Genomic DNA, 14515 nt, shown 5'->3' on the forward strand with positions numbered 1-14515 from the left:
TATTAGCGCGCACAACCCGAAGGAAATCTTCAGGAGTTACTAAGTGAACTGGATCACAAACTACGTTCGGCCGAAGATCAACTCGATGCTGGGCCGCCGGGAAGTTCCGGAAAATCTCTGGATCAAGTGCCCGGAAACCGGCGAGATGGTGTTCCATCGCGATCTCGAGGAAAACAAGTGGGTCATCCCGCAGTCCGGCTTCCACATGAAGATGCCGGCCAAGGCGCGGTTGAAGGACCTGTTCGACGGCGGCATCTTTGAAGCGTTTCCGCAGCCGAAGGTTGCTCAGGACCCGCTGAAGTTCCGCGATTCCAAGAAATACGTCGATCGTCTGCGCGACAGCCGCGCCAAGACTGAACTCGAAGACACGATCGTCGCCGGTCTCGGCCGCGTCCAGGGCGTCAAACTCGTCGCCGTCGTGCACGAGTTCAACTTCATTGGCGGCTCGCTCGGCATGGCTGCCGGCGAGGCGATCATCAAGGCCTTCGAACGGGCGATCGCCGAGAAGTGCCCGCTGGTCATCTTCCCGGCTTCGGGCGGCGCCCGCATGCAGGAAGGCATCCTGTCGCTGATGCAGCTGCCGCGCACCACGGTTGCCGTCAACATGCTGAAGGAAGCCGGCCTCCCCTATATCGTCGTACTCACCAACCCGACCACCGGTGGCGTCACCGCATCCTACGCGATGCTCGGCGACATTCACATGGCCGAGCCCGGCGCGGAAATCGGCTTTGCCGGGAAGCGCGTGATCGAGCAGACGCTGCGCGAGAAACTGCCGGAAGGTTTCCAGACGTCGGAATACCTGCTGGAGCACGGCATGGTCGACATGGTCGTCAAGCGCCATGATCTGCCGTCGACGCTCGCCCGGGTCCTGAAAATCCTGATGAAGAAGCCGGCGGAAGCCTCGAAGCTCAACGGCGGCACGCAGCCGGCCGCCTTGCCGGTCGCTGCCAGCGCTTGAATAAGCGCTGGGCTGGTCGAACTGCGTAGAACAAAATAATGCATCTCCGCGATTTCTTGTGTGTGGGGATGCTGCAACTCAAGGCGTTACAGCGATCGGTAGACGGCCTATAAGGCGCGCGCTGTAGCAGCCGAGCGTGTCGGGGCGGGGTTAAGAGATGGCAGCGGTGGAAGCCAGCGAAGCGGGCTACGAGATCGAAAAACTTCTCGCCCTTCACCCCAAGGGCTTCGACCTGTCGCTGGACAGGATCACCCGGCTTCTCGCCGCCCTCGGCAATCCCCAGGATCGTCTTCCGCCGGTGATCCATGTCGCCGGTACCAACGGCAAGGGCTCGGCGACCGCGTTTTCGCGGGCGATCCTCGAAGCAGCCGGCCTCAGCGTTCACGTCCACACGTCGCCGCATCTCGTCAACTGGCACGAGCGCTATCGCCTGGGCGTCAAGGGTGGCAAGGGCAGGCTCGTCAGCGATCCCGTTCTCGCCGATGCCGTGCGTCGCGTCGCCGAAGCCAATGGCGGCGAGAAGATCACCGTCTTCGAGATCCTGACCGCCGTCACCTTCCTGCTCTTTGCCGAGCACCCGGCCGACGTGGCGATCATCGAGGTTGGTCTCGGCGGCCGCTTCGACGCGACCAACGTTATTGCCCGGCCGGCCGTCTCGGTCGTCATGCCGATCTCGCTCGACCATCAGGCCTATCTCGGTGATCGGGTGGAGCTGATAGCCGCCGAAAAGGCCGGCATCATGAAGCGTGGCTGCCCCGTGGTAATCGGCCAGCAGGAGGAAGAGGCCGCCCGTGACGTGCTCGTCTCGACGGCGGAACGCCTCGGTTGCCCGATGTTTGTCTATGGCCAGGATTTCATGGCGCATGAGGAGTTCGGTCGCCTCGTCTATCAGGACGAAGGCGGGCTCGCCGATCTGCCGCTGCCGAAGCTGCCGGGGCGCCACCAGTATGCCAATGCCGCAGCCGCCATCCGCGCGGTGCGGGCCGCCGGTTTCGATGTTTCCGAAGCGGCGATCGAGAGGGGCCTCGCGGGCGTCGAATGGCCCGGACGCCTGCAGCGCCTGACCAGCGGTAAGCTCACGCATTACGGGCCCAATGGCGCGGAGATCTGGGTCGACGGCGGCCACAATCCCGGCGCCGGTCAGGTGATCGCCGAGGCAATGGCGACCTTCGAGGAGCGCGAATCGCGCCCCCTGTTCCTGATCATCGGCATGATCAACACCAAGGAGCCGATCGGCTACTTCCGCGCCTTCCTCGATCTCGCCGAGCAGGTCTTCACCGTTCCGATCCGCGGTTCCGATGCTGGGCTTGATCCTGTGGCGCTGGCCAGTGATGCCGCATCGGTCGGCTTCGAGGCTTCGGCGGTCTCGTCCGTTGCCGAGGCGCTGACGGTCATCGCCAATCTGGTCGACGAAGATCCGGCGCCGCCGCGCATCCTGATCGGTGGCTCGCTCTATCTGGTGGGCGATGTGCTTGCCGACAACGGCACGCCGCCGAAGTGATCGGCAGCTGGGACCGCCATCCCGCTTCCAGATTTAAGACAAGAAAAAAGCCCGGCATGCCGGGCTTTCAACGTTTTCAGCAGTGAACTCGCTTTAAGCGACCGCCGTGGAGATCCACGAGGACAGGGCCGTCTTCGGGGCGGCGCCAACCTTGATGTCAGCCACTTCGCCGGCCTTGAACATGGCGAGCGTCGGGATCGAGCGAACGCCGTACTGGGCGGCCAGTTCCGGGTTTTCGTCGATGTTGAGCTTGGCAACCTTGACCTTGCCGGCGAGTTCGTTCGAGATTTCCTCGAGGCTCGGGGCGATCATCTTGCACGGGCCGCACCATTCAGCCCAGAAATCGACAACCACCGGCTCGGCGGAGTTCAGCACTTCCTGCTGAAAATTGGACGTATCGACCTTTACAGTAGCCATAGGCTGCTCCTTGCGTTCGGAATGGCAGTATCCAGATGTTGTGTCTCATGTGAGAAGGCACCGCTGGATTTTCAATATCGGGTATCTCACTTTGTTGCGAGGTCTTCAAGGCTCCTGTCGAGTGCCTGGTCGGGAACGACGTGGATTGCCGGCCCCTCGGTGAAGATCAGCACACACCGAAACGCATGCGCCGGATAAAGCGGCTGCAGGAGCGCGCGGTAGATGGCAAGCTGCGCCGTGTAGGCGAAGGGAATGTCGTTAGGCGATGCCGGCACCTGCCTGTTGGTCTTGAAGTCCGCAATCGTCACGACGCCATCGCGGACGGCCAGCCGGTCGATCCGGCCTGAAACCGCGTGCTCACGCTTGCCGAGCGTCAGCGTACCCATGACCGAAACCTCGGCCCGGCTGCTCACCGAGAAAACTGCGCCGAGGTCCGGATGGTCGAGCACGGTTTCGATGCTGGCGATCAGTGCGGCGCGTTGTTCTGAAGGCCAACTGGGCACGGATCGCTCGAGATAGCGTTCGGCCGCGGCCCGGCGATCGTCTCCCGCCATCGAGGGCAGAACCTGCAGCAGGCGGTGCAGGATGGCGCCGCGCAGCATCGAGAGGTTTGCCGGGGCCTTTTCTGAGAAAAGAGCCGAGCCGACGAGCGCATCGCCATCGTCCTCGTCAACCGCGATGCCGACGCCGGAAGGACTGAGCGGCCGCGGCAGCCGTTTTTGCGGCGGCAGTGGCGTCGAAAGCGCCTTTGGCAGGGCGGTGGCGGGACGGCCCGAATCGGCCGAGCGCGCATCGCCGGAGGGCAGATCGCGTTCGAGCTGCTTCTCGCGCCAGGCATGGCCGGACCATTCCTCGCCGCCGGCGTGAAAACTGGTCGGGTGGCCGCGGCCGCTCTCGTCTCCGGCAAGGCTCGCCTGAACCATAGCGTGCCATGTATCGGTAACGGCCCGCTGGCCGCGATAACCGCAGACGATCAGGCGGTCGGCGGCGCGGGTCATGCCGACATAGAGCAGGCGACGATATTCTTCCTCAGCCAGCGTCTTCAGCCGCTCGCCGTCGGCGGTGATGAGCGAGTTCGATTCCGCGCCCGGCGCGCGCCACACCGGAAGCGGCAGGACGGTGCCGTCTCTCTGGGCAAGCTCCAGGAAGCGAAGAGAGGGCACATGCTGGTTGCTGAACGCCGCCCCGCCGCCATCGGCGAGGAAGACGACTGGCGCTTCCAGGCCCTTGGCCGCGTGCACGGTCATGATCCGGACTTCGTCGCGTTCCTTGTCCTGCTCGCGCTTGACCGTCGGCGCTTCCATTTCCAGCGTCGAGACGAAGGCCTGCAGGCCGGGCAGGCCGCTTCTTTCCTGGTCGAGCGCGAAGGTCAGGAACTCGTCGAGAATGTCGCTGACCTCGGTGCCGAGGCGCGCGAGAAAGGCGGCGCGGCCGCCATGCACGCCGAGGACGCGGGCATAGAAGTCATGCGGCGCCAGCTGGCTTGCGAGCGCCATGTAGGATTTCAGCGTTCGCGCCGTCTGGTGAAACAGGATACCGTCATCGGCTTCATGCTGCAGCCTCTCCCAGAGGCTTTCGCCTTCGCCGCGCCGCGCCGCGAGTTCGAACAGCGCGTCTTCGCCGAGGTTGAACAGCGGGCTTTTCATCAGCGCGGCCAGCGACAGGTCGTCCTGCGGCAACAGCACGAACCGCCCGAGGGCGAGCAGGTCCTGGACGGCAATATGCTTGGTGAGCACCAACCGGTCGGCGCCGGCGACCGGAATGTTGTTGCGGCGCTTGAGTGCTCTCGTCAGAGCATTGACGAAGGCGTCGCGCTTGCGGACCAGTACGATCACGTCGCCCGGGCGCATCGGCCGGCGAACGCCCTTCTCGACGATCGTCTCCTTGCCGATCCAGCTTTCCAGCGTGGCTGCGATCCGGCGGGCGAGGATGTTGACCGGCGCACTCTCCGGCGTTGCGTCGAAGGCGGCGGTCCATTCCTCGTCTGTATCCACCGGTTCGGCGGCAATCACGTCCCAGATGTCGACGGCGCCGGGATGGCCGATGCGGTTCGAAGCATGCACCACGGGCTCGTTGCGGGCGCTGAGGCCTCGCGCATGCGCCGGATTGGCAAAGACGGCGTCAACGGCCGAAAGCACGTCGACGGTCGAGCGGAAGGAGAGCTGCAGGCGGATGGGCTCGAAAGCCTTGCCGCCGTCGCGCACCCGCCGTTCGGTCTCCTGGCTCTCGCGCGAAAACCGCTCCGGACGGGCGCCCTGGAAGGAGTAGATCGACTGTTTCTCGTCACCGACAGCAAACATCGTGCGGGCAGTACCGCGTGCGCTCTCGCCCGAGAAAAAGTCGGAAGCCAGCGCCTGGATGATCGTCCACTGCGCCGGGCTGGTGTCCTGCGCCTCGTCGACGAGGATATGGTCGATGCCCTGGTCGAGCTTGTAGTGTACCCAGGCGCTGACGTCGCCGCGGGCAAAGAGCGCCGCCGTGCGGTTGATCAGGTCCTCGAAATCGAGCTGGCTGCGGCGTCGCTTCAGTTCCTCGTAGTCGGCATTCAGCCGCTCGGCGAGCGTCAGCGCCGCCAGCGTCGCCTCGAACATCCTGAGGATGCTGATGTGATCGATGCAGGCGACGACATGGCGATAGGCCTCGTCCACGAGGTCAATGAGATCGGGGGCAGCCTGCTGCATCGCCTTGTTGAGGAAGGCGGATTGCGCCCGCGGCTTGCCCGTGCCGGTGAAGAACAGATGCCTGAGCCCGTCATAGCGCGCGCTGAGATCCGTCATCTTCGAAACGGTCCTCAGCCCCTCCGCAAAGTCGAGCACCTTCGTGCCGCCGACGCTGGTGGCGAGCGAGAAGTACCTTTCGAGCGCCGCGCCGTTCAAGCCCGCCAAGGGCCAGATCGTCGCCATGGCGCCATCGACGCTTTCCCCCGGCGAAAGCTTCAGCGCCCGGCGCAGCTCGGCCTCGGTGCCGCCGAGCCCGTCGGCATGTTCGAGGAAGACCTGGATCGCGGTTCGGTTTTCGACGATTGCGGCCAGCAGCTTTTCCAGGCCGGTATCGTCGGCGATGTCGAGCACGGTGGCAAAGGCGTGGGCAAGAGCCGGATCGTCCTTGGCCGCGGTCGCGGTCAGCAGCAGCCGGCGCGCATCGGCAAGCAGAACCGCAGCCGCGCGATCGTCGAGAACCGAGAAATGGCCGGCGACATTGGCCTCCAGCGGAAACTGGTGCAGCAGCGCCTCGCAAAAGGCATGGATCGTCTGGATCTTCAGGCCGCCCGGGGTCTCCAGCGCGCGGGCGAACAGGCGCCGCGCCTCCTGCAGCTTCAAGCGCCCGGGCCGCTCGCCCTCAATCGCCTCGATCCGCTTTTCGAGCGTCGCGTCGTCGAGCGTTACCCATTCGGCCAGCCGTTCGAACACGCGATTCGACATTTCGGAGGCCGCCGCCTTGGTATAGGTGAGGCAGAGGATCGCCGAGGGGCGGCAGCCGGCAAGCAGCAGCCGTATCACCCGCTGGGTCAGCACGTGGGTCTTGCCGGAGCCGGCATTGGCCGACACCCAGGCGGAGCGGTCCGGGTCCGAAGCCAGCGACTGCCGGCGCGAGGTCCAGTCGAGCCAGCTTTGAGGCGTCGCCTGTTCGGGGCCGAGGTCGTCATCCCTCATCGCCATCCTCCTCTTCGCTGTCGGCCGTCGACCATTCGGCTACGCGTGCCAGATGGTCGTATTCGCCGCCATAATCGCGCTCTTTCTGAACAATCACGCGCGAGGCAAAGCCATGCTTGCCCGAAAGCAGCGCGCTTAGCAGCTTCCTGAGTTCGGCAAGCGACTCGTCCGCAAGCTGATCGGCCGACTTCGTCTCCTTCGACTTGCTGCCTTCGTTGTTGACCGCTTCCGGTTTGAAGCGCGCGCCCGGTTTGAGCCGGACATAGAGCAGCGACTGTGGGTGGCTGGGCGGCATGTCCTTAAAGGCGCCGGCCTTGAGGGCCGCGGCTTCCAGCGCGAGCTGCGGGTCGAGCAGGACGCGCGCTTCCTTGGTCGATGGGCTGGAGCCGGTCTTGTAGTCGACGATCTCGACGCTGCCGTCGGTCAGCGTATCGAGCCGGTCGGCAATGCCGGTCAGCCGCATGTCGGCGACGCCGAGCTCCATCGATGCCGCCACTTCGGTGCGCGACCGGCGGATGAAGCGGGCGCGGTCCCGTTCCCATTTGATGAAGGCCAAGCCGACGGCGGCAAAGCGCGGCCGCCAGATCGTGTCGATATGGGTGGGCAGTCGCGCCTCGTCGAAAGCCTCGTTCAGCAGCCGGTGCATGACCTCTTCCGCCGCCGGCAACATCAGATCGACGCCGGCGCGTACGAAACGCTCGACGATCTGGTGGTAAAGCGTGCCGCGCTCGGCCGGGCCGGGGTCACTGTTGAACGGCAGCAGCGGATCCAGCCGAAGGATGCGTCGCGCATAGATCGCGTAGGGGTCGCGCCGTAGCCGCGACACTTCGCTGAAAGAGTACTTGCGCGGCTGTAGGTCCGCCGGCGGCTTGGGGGCGGGACGCTCGGCCAGCGGCTGGCGGCCGCCGTCGTCGAGCATGCGGGCCCAGGCGAGATAGTCGGCGCCATTGGCGTGCAGCGCTCGCGTCAGCCGTTCGCCGCCGAGCGCCAGCAGCCGCTGCAGCCAGCGCGAGGCGACGGTGGGTGCTGCGCCCTGGCGCATCGAGCGGGTGAAGATCAGCCGCCTTGTGCCGCAGGCCATCTGGAAGTCGTGCGCAAGCTGGCCGATGCGTCGTTCAGGCGGCTCAAGACCGATCCCCGTCTTCATGGTGCGCGACAGGAACGGATCGTTGGCCGTCTGGCCCGGCCAATTGCCTTCGTTCAGGCCGCCGAGAACCACCAGGTCCATGCTCTGCAGGCGCGATTCCAGCGCGCCGAAGATGAACACCCGCGGATGGCGCATGGAGCGAGGCTTGACCGCGGCGCTGGCCGATAGGGCTTCGACGACATCGCACCATTGCGGCCCGTCCGCGGTCATCTGGCCGTCGGTTTCGATGATGCCGCGAAGGAGAGTTGCGAGCGTATCGGCGGCCTCTCCGGACCAAAGCCCACCGAGGTCGCCACGCTCGTCGGCTGAGGCCGCTTCCAGGGCCTCGCCGGTGCGCATCGCCCAGTCGGCAAAGGTAAATTCGTCCGAGAACACGCGGCTTCCGTCCCGGCTTCGCGTCAGCGCTGAGGCGAGCGGTGCCACCGCGAGACCGATCTTCGCCGCCACGTCGCGGGCCGCCTCAAGCGCGTCATCCCCGATGCCGATGCGCCATTCCGGTGGATGGCGATCGGTCTTGTGCCGGACGATCGCCGCGTCGAGCACGGATCCGAGGACCAGCAGATCGACCGTCGCGGTGCTGCCACGCAGTGCCATGCGTTCCAGCGCGTCGGCCCCTTCGCGCATCCTGTCGCGGGAAAGCCCGAAGCGCGCCAGCGGATGCTTGAGCAGCGCGACGAACGGCACGGGATCGCCGGGGCGCAGGCATGCTTCTAGCAGCAGCCGCAGCAGGCTGCCCTGCGGCGTCGCGATGAGAGGCGTACCGGCGGAATCGTCGGCCTCGATGCCGAAGCGGGCAAGCTCGGCGCCGACCCGCCGTGCGAGATTGCGGTCCGGCGTGATCAGCGCTGCCTGGCTCTCGTCGCTGCCTTCGAGCGCGAGCCGCAAGGCGACCGCGATCGCGGCCGCTTCCTCGCGTTCGTTGGCGGTTTCGATGAGGGCTGCATCCTGGAAGGCTTGCTGCAGCAACGCCGGATCCAGCTCGCTGCGCATCGCGGTCCATGCATTGGTCGCCTTGGCCGGCAGAAGAGCGTGCGACAGGATCTCGGCACGGACGTCGAGGTCGACCTCGGCGACAGCCAGGGCGGTCACGTCGGGCCGCAGTACGCCCATGCGTTTCAGCAGCCTGTAAAAGCCGTATTGCGGGTGGCTGCGGCTTGCCGGGTCCGGCCTGCCGTCAAGGGCGGCGTCGGCGACGATCATGTGCCATTCGGCCTCGCTCATCGTCTGGTCGAGGCCAGGCAGCACGATCGTACCGTTGGGCAGCTTCTGCACGGCGGCAATCAGCGTGGCCGTTGCGGGAATGGAGCCGGTCGAACCGGCAATGATGATCGGGCCCTCGATCTTGCCGGCGGCGATGCGCTGCGTCTCGGCCTGCAGGATGGCGTTGCGGTGGCGCGCGGGCGAGGATTGTTTCAGTTCCTCCAGCCGTTCCGGCCAGTAGCTGCGGGCAATCTTCAGGAATTCGAGCGTCAGCTGCCACCAGAGGGCGTGCTCGCCGGCATCGAGCTTGTCGAGCTTGTCCCAGTCGAGCTCTTCCGTCTCCATCGCGTCGATGAGGTCGGCAAGATTGCGCGCGAGCCAGATCGCATCGGCAGGGCTTGCCGGCGCAATCAGCGGGCTCTCCGCATGGATGTCGAGCACCACCTTCGGCAGCCGGTTGCGCCAGGCGAGGATAAGCCGGCCAAGCTCGATCAGGCGTGCGGTCCCGGGCAGGGGCGGGGCGAGATCGAGGATCGCCGGCACCTCGGCATCGAAGAAGCCGCTGTCGTCATCGGTCTCGCCGAGCGCCTTGATCGTGGGCAGGATGGTGGAGCGGCCGCCGAGCAGGTCGACGAACTCGGACCGGAGCACACGGGCCGAGCGCCGCGTTGGCACGAAGATCGTCACGCCGGCAAGCGGCAGGGGATCGGCCGGGTCGTAGCGGAAGTCCGGCGTCAGGCTACCGTCGCAAAGCTTTTCGGCGAGCGTCTTCAGGAAGGGGAGGCCGGGCGGGATCGTGAAGACGTTGGACCGGCGGCCACGCACGCTCATCCCTCCGGCTGGAGGCGGCGGATCGCCGCCTCCGCTTCGCCGATCGCCTCGGGCGTTCCGACCGTCATCCAGTGACCGTCGAGCAGCAGGCCGTAAAGACGGCCTTCTTCGGCGGCGCGATCGAAGTAGATGTTGAGATTGAAGGCGTCGTCGGGCGCGTCGGCAAAAAGCCGGGAGTGAAGCGCGATCGCGCCGGCATAGACCACCGGGTTCGGCAGGCCTTCGGCGTAGCGCGTGAGCTTGCCGTCGTCACCCAGCGAGAAATCCCGCTTGCCGTTGTGGCCGGTCGTATCCTCGTCGCGCACGCAAAGGAGCAGCATGTCCATGCGCTCCGCGTCGAAGGCGGCGGCCAGGCGCGTCAGGTTGCTGGGCTTGCCCTTGGGCTCGCCGACCCAGAAGAGATCGGCATTCATCACCAGAACCGGCCCCTCCGGCAGCAGTTTCAGCCCCTTGGCGAGACCGCCGCCGGAATTCATCAGCGCCTCGCGCTCGTCCGAAATCACGATCTCCGGGGCGCTGCGTTGGCTGAGATGGCCTTCCATCAGGTCGGCGAAATGATGCACGTTGACCGCGGCCGTGCTGACGCCGGCCTCCACCAGGAGGTCCAGCACGTAGTCGATCATCGGCTTGCCGGCGATCTCGACGAGCGGCTTTGGCATGGTGTTGGTGATCGGACGAAGACGGGTGCCGAGGCCCGCGGCGAGCACCATCGCATTGCTGATCGACATTGATTCTCTGTCAGTTCGCTGATTCGGAAACGAGGATTCCGGTCTTCATACACCAGTCGTGCAAGGGTTTCAGCGATTCATGTGAAAGCGCCGCCTGAAGATAGGCGAAAGTGCGCGGCATGTGCTTCATGTAGCCGGACTTGCCGTCGCGCTGCATCAGCCGCACCCAGATGCCGACGAGCTTGCAGTTGCGCTGCGCCGACATCAGGTGCCAGTCGCGAAGGAACATAGCCTCGTCGAAGCTACCACCCGCGCGCCGTTCGGCGAGATAGGCGTCCATCATCCGGCTTGCGAGCGAAGGCGGGATGGTGACGCGGGCATCTTGAACCAAGGACGCGACGTCATAGGCAGTCGGACCGATCATTGCGTCCTGGAAATCGATGAGGCCGATCCGGTTCAGACCTTCGCGTTCCCCGCGCCAGATGATGTTCGGCGAGTGAAAATCGCGCAGCAGCAGGTTCGTTTCGGATGTCTGCAGGAGGTCGATCAGGCCGTCCCAGATCTCTCCATATTCGCGCTTCTCGTCGTCGCTTGCCGGCGCGCCGCGTTTCCAGGGCAGATACCAGTCGGTCAAAAGCCGCGTCTCGATCTTCATCGCCGTCCGGTCGAAATCCGGAATGCGGTGGATCACAGTCGGCTCGACCTTGATCTCGGCCTCGGCCGGTTCCGCGTGCAGGCGAGCAAGCAGCCGCGCGCTCTCGATGTAGCGTTCGTCGATCGGCTCTCCGTCCGCATCGAGAACGCCGTCCGAGCCCAGATCTTCGATCAAGAGGACGCCCTGGTCGATGTCGCGGGCGTAGATTTCAGGTGCCGCGAAGCCGCGGGCAATGAGCATCTGGTCGACGGCGACGAAGGGAACGACATCTTCGGCGATATGCGCCAGCTGCTGATAGTACTTTCCGTCCTGAAGGATCGGGCCCGGCTTGTGCCGCGGCGAATCCATCAGAATCCGGCTAACGGAGCCGTCCGCCGGGTAAATGCGCTCATAGGCCCGGATCGAGGCGTCGCCGCTCAGGTGCCGCCGCCGCGCCTTGGAATGTCCGTTCGTATCGAGAAACTCGCGGATCGAAAGCGTTCGGGCGATGCGCTGCAGCGTGTCATCAGGCGCCGAAATCCCGACGCGTCGCCCGTCCTTCTCGTGGGTGATCGCAAGCGTGATGCGACGTGAGGGGAGGGCGTCGTCCGCCCGTTCCGGCCATTCGACCAGGCAGATGCCCTGCGACAGGGCTTCATCGAAGCCCAGTTCGTCGAGCTCGCTGGAATCGGCCAGCCGGTAAAGGTCGAAATGCGCGACGGGTATGCGCAAGTCGTAGCTCTGGACCAGCGTGAAGGTCGGGCTCGGCACTTCCAGGCCGTCGTCATCGGCGACGGCTCTCAGAAAGGCGCGCGCCAGTGTGGATTTGCCGGCGCCGAGATCGCCCGAAAGAGCGACGCAGTCGCCAGGCTTCAGGGCGAGCGCCAGGTCCTCACCAAGCTCGATCGTTGCCGCCTCGTTTGCAAGATGGCGCTCGATCGCCGGCATCATTCGGCCGCGACGGTGGACGGCACGTCGGCCGAAGGGATGCGGCAGGTCACTTCCGTGCCTTCGCCTTCCTTGCTGCGGATCGAGACCGTGCCGTGATGCAGGCTGACGAAGCTCTCGACGATCGAAAGCCCGAGGCCGGCGCCGCCGCGCTGACCGTGGCTTTCAAAGCGGTTGAAGACCGTGTCGAGCACGTCCTGCGGAATGCCGGGGCCGCTGTCGGAGACCGAGAAGATGAAGTCGCTGCCCTCGCGGCGGCACGCCAGTTCGATGACGCTGCCATCGGGGGCGAAGTTCGCGGCATTGGTGAGCAGCTTGACGAAGATCTGCTTCAGGCGCTGCTGATCGGCGACCATCCGGCCGAGATTATCAGGTGCGGCGATCCGGAGCGTCACTCCGCTTTCGGTCAGACGGTCGGCCATCTGATACGCGATGTCGTCGAGGAAATCGGTGAGGCTGATGTCGGCAAGGTCGAGCTGGACGATGCCGGCGTCGACGGTCGCAAGATCGAGGATGTCGTTGACGATCGTCAGAAGCAGCGACGACGACGTGGCGATATGGTCGACATACTCTGCCTGGCGCTCGTTGAGGTCGCCGAACGCAGGCGTCTTCAAGAGATCGGCGAAACCGATGATGTTGGTGAGCGGCGAGCGCAGCTCGTAGGAGACGTGGTGGACGAAGTCGTTCTTCAACGCATCGGCCTTGCGCAGCGCCTCATTCTTTTCGGTGAGCGCGCGCTCGACCCGGACGCTGTCGGTAATGTTGACGAAGGTCAGCATCGTCTGGGCGTTCGGCAGCGGGATGACCGCGTAGTCGAGAATCAGCCCGGTCCTGAGTTCGAGAATGCCGCGGCTGGAGGGCCGCTCGTCGTCGAAGCTGGTGATGATGTGGGTGAAACGCTTCCAGCCGTCGGGCTGGTCGTAGGAGATCAGGCAGGCCTGCTCGATCGCCTTGATATGCGTACCGGGTTTGGCTTCAGCCTCGCTGATGCCCCAGATCGCGCGAAACGCCGGGTTCGACAGGCGGATGCGGCCGTCCGGGCCGAACACCGCTACGCCTTCGGCCAGGTGATCGATGGTTTCGCCCTGGACCTGGACGAGGGTGTTGTAGCGCGTTTCGAGGTCGACCTTCTCGGTCAGGTTCTCGAACACCCAGGTAACGCCGCCCTGCGGGCGGGCGGTGGCAAAGACGCGCAATGTCTGTCCGTTCGGCAGGTGCCAAAGGTCGCTCTGTGTATCGAGCGCCTGGTAGACCGATAGTGCGTTCGCCTTCCACTGTTTCCAGTTGAGCTGTTCCGGCAGCTGGCCGCCGGCGCGCAGCCGATCGAGCACTTCGCCATTGTCCGGCTTGCGCTCCAGGAAGCCGATATCGAGGTTCCACAGGCGCTGGAAGGCCTGGTTGTAGAACTGCAGACGCTGGTTGCCGTCGAAGATCGCGACGGGCGTCGCCAGATGGTCGAGCGTTTCCGCATGGCTCTTGAGCGTGCGGTTGAGCTCTTCGCGCACGGCCTCGATCCCCGAAATATCGACTGCGATACCGGCCGAACCGGCGGCGCTGCGGGCGTCGACGACGTCGAAGAAGGTGCGGTTGCCGCGCACGACGGTCGAGACCTTGTCGTGGAAAGGCGTATCGAACGTCGAGACCGACCGGATCTTTTCACGCGCAACGGTCGCAAGCAACTCGCGCTTTTCCGCGACGGCGGTGGCGACATCGGGTGCCTCGACGGCGTCGGCATAGGCTTCGTTGACCCAGACGAGCGCGCCGTCGGTGCCGCGCTGCCAGACGGGCAGGTCGATTGCGTCGAGGAGTGTATGGAAGGAGCGAAGAGCGATATTGAGCCGGTCGTGTTCGAGCTTCAGTTCGGCGAGCTCCGCCCGCATGTTGTTGAGCGCGATGAAGCGCACAAAGGCGCGGCCGCCGGAAACGCGTCCCTGGGCTTCCAGCACTTCATTGCGCTGCGTTTCGATGACGAGATCGAAGCTGCGCGCCTGGGTGCGAAGCGCCTCGATCGATTTTTCGAGCTCGCCTGCAGACTGCGCCTTGACCCAGCGGCCGAAGGCCAGGAAGTCGCGGTCGTCGGAAGGCGCGCCGGTTTCCGCCGGCAGCTGGCCGAGCAGTTCGGCGCGTTCGAGAAGCCCGTCCCAGATGACGATCCGGCGGTTCTTGTCGGCGACCAGCGCTTGGTAGCGCGAGAGGCGCTGGTTGGCGTCGGAAAGGTCGGACCTAAGCTCGCGGTTTTCCGCCTCGATGTTGCCGCGCTGGCGGATCAGCCAGATCGCCGAGATCATCGCAGCGGAAATGACGCCGATCAGCACGGAAAAGGTGACGACCTCCGACGAGCCGAAGATGCCGGCCTTTTGCGGGACAACCTGGGCGAGAGCATCCGTGGCGGTGAAAAGGGCGGTGCCGGCCAAAAGGCGGCGCAGGAATTTCGGACCCTTGCGGCGGATGGCCGGAAAATCTGTGTGGTCTTTGTTCATGGCGCTGCCATCCCCGTCTGTCCGAAGGGTGCTGCCGGCCTTGCTGCGCCTTGCACAGTTCCACCGGGGCCCTGTTCA

General features: G+C 65.1%; 8 protein-coding genes. 2 read left to right on the forward strand and 6 right to left on the reverse strand.

Annotated features, from left to right (window positions below; translation table 11 throughout):
- Positions 1–43 precede the first annotated feature (43 nt).
- Together accD and ASD01_RS18210 are read left to right on the forward strand one after the other, a co-directional pair.
- Positions 44–958: an acetyl-CoA carboxylase, carboxyltransferase subunit beta gene (gene accD, locus ASD01_RS18205; protein ID WP_034801670.1), complete on the forward strand. Its 915-nt coding sequence runs from the start codon at positions 44–46 to the stop codon at positions 956–958.
- A 157-nt stretch (positions 959–1115) separates the two neighbouring features.
- Complete coding sequence (locus tag ASD01_RS18210; protein WP_034801672.1) at positions 1116–2459, forward strand: bifunctional folylpolyglutamate synthase/dihydrofolate synthase; 1344 nt, start codon at positions 1116–1118, stop codon at positions 2457–2459.
- A 93-nt stretch (positions 2460–2552) separates the two neighbouring features.
- Here the strand turns inward: ASD01_RS18210 and trxA are convergent, their stop codons facing one another.
- From trxA to ASD01_RS18240, 6 genes are all read right to left on the reverse strand, one after another.
- Entirely contained in the window at positions 2553–2876 is a 324-nt protein-coding gene (gene trxA, locus ASD01_RS18215) for a thioredoxin (RefSeq protein WP_034801674.1), read from the reverse strand.
- Between the two features lie 86 nt (positions 2877–2962).
- Positions 2963–6529 (reverse strand): double-strand break repair helicase AddA, encoded by a 3567-nt coding sequence (gene addA / locus ASD01_RS18220; RefSeq protein ID WP_034801695.1) that lies wholly within the window; start codon positions 6527–6529, stop codon positions 2963–2965.
- A complete protein-coding gene (gene addB / locus ASD01_RS18225; RefSeq protein ID WP_234798716.1) occupies positions 6519–9701 on the reverse strand; it encodes a double-strand break repair protein AddB in 3183 nt (1060 codons plus the stop codon). The genes addA and addB overlap by 11 nt, the downstream gene beginning before the upstream one ends.
- Positions 9702–9703: 2 nt before the next feature.
- On the reverse strand, positions 9704–10435 hold the full coding sequence (locus ASD01_RS18230; RefSeq protein ID WP_034801678.1) for a nucleotidyltransferase family protein: 732 nt from the start codon (positions 10433–10435) through the stop codon (positions 9704–9706).
- 10 nt (positions 10436–10445) lie between these two features.
- Entirely contained in the window at positions 10446–11957 is a 1512-nt protein-coding gene (gene tsaE, locus ASD01_RS18235) for a tRNA (adenosine(37)-N6)-threonylcarbamoyltransferase complex ATPase subunit type 1 TsaE (RefSeq protein WP_082572943.1), read from the reverse strand.
- Positions 11957–14437: a sensor histidine kinase gene (locus ASD01_RS18240; protein WP_051659589.1), complete on the reverse strand. Its 2481-nt coding sequence runs from the start codon at positions 14435–14437 to the stop codon at positions 11957–11959. The genes tsaE and ASD01_RS18240 overlap by 1 nt, the downstream gene beginning before the upstream one ends.
- Positions 14438–14515: the final 78 nt, after the last annotated feature.

It is taken from the genome of Ensifer sp. Root423 (genome assembly GCF_001426275.1).
GTDB classification, from domain to species: Bacteria; Pseudomonadota; Alphaproteobacteria; order Rhizobiales; family Rhizobiaceae; genus Ensifer; species Ensifer adhaerens.

Bases quoted from the DNA above. Each gene is read 5' to 3' on its own strand.
- ASD01_RS18210 (WP_034801672.1), top strand. From the start codon at position 1,116: ATGGCAGCGGTGGAAGCCAGCGAAGCGGGCTACGAGATCGAAAAACTT.
- ASD01_RS18230 (WP_034801678.1), bottom strand. From the start codon at position 10,435: ATGTCGATCAGCAATGCGATGGTGCTCGCCGCGGGCCTCGGCACCCGT.
- trxA (WP_034801674.1), bottom strand. From the start codon at position 2,876: ATGGCTACTGTAAAGGTCGATACGTCCAATTTTCAGCAGGAAGTGCTG.
- addA (WP_034801695.1), bottom strand. From the start codon at position 6,529: ATGAGGGATGACGACCTCGGCCCCGAACAGGCGACGCCTCAAAGCTGG.
- ASD01_RS18240 (WP_051659589.1), bottom strand. From the start codon at position 14,437: ATGAACAAAGACCACACAGATTTTCCGGCCATCCGCCGCAAGGGTCCG.
- tsaE (WP_082572943.1), bottom strand. From the start codon at position 11,957: ATGCCGGCGATCGAGCGCCATCTTGCAAACGAGGCGGCAACGATCGAG.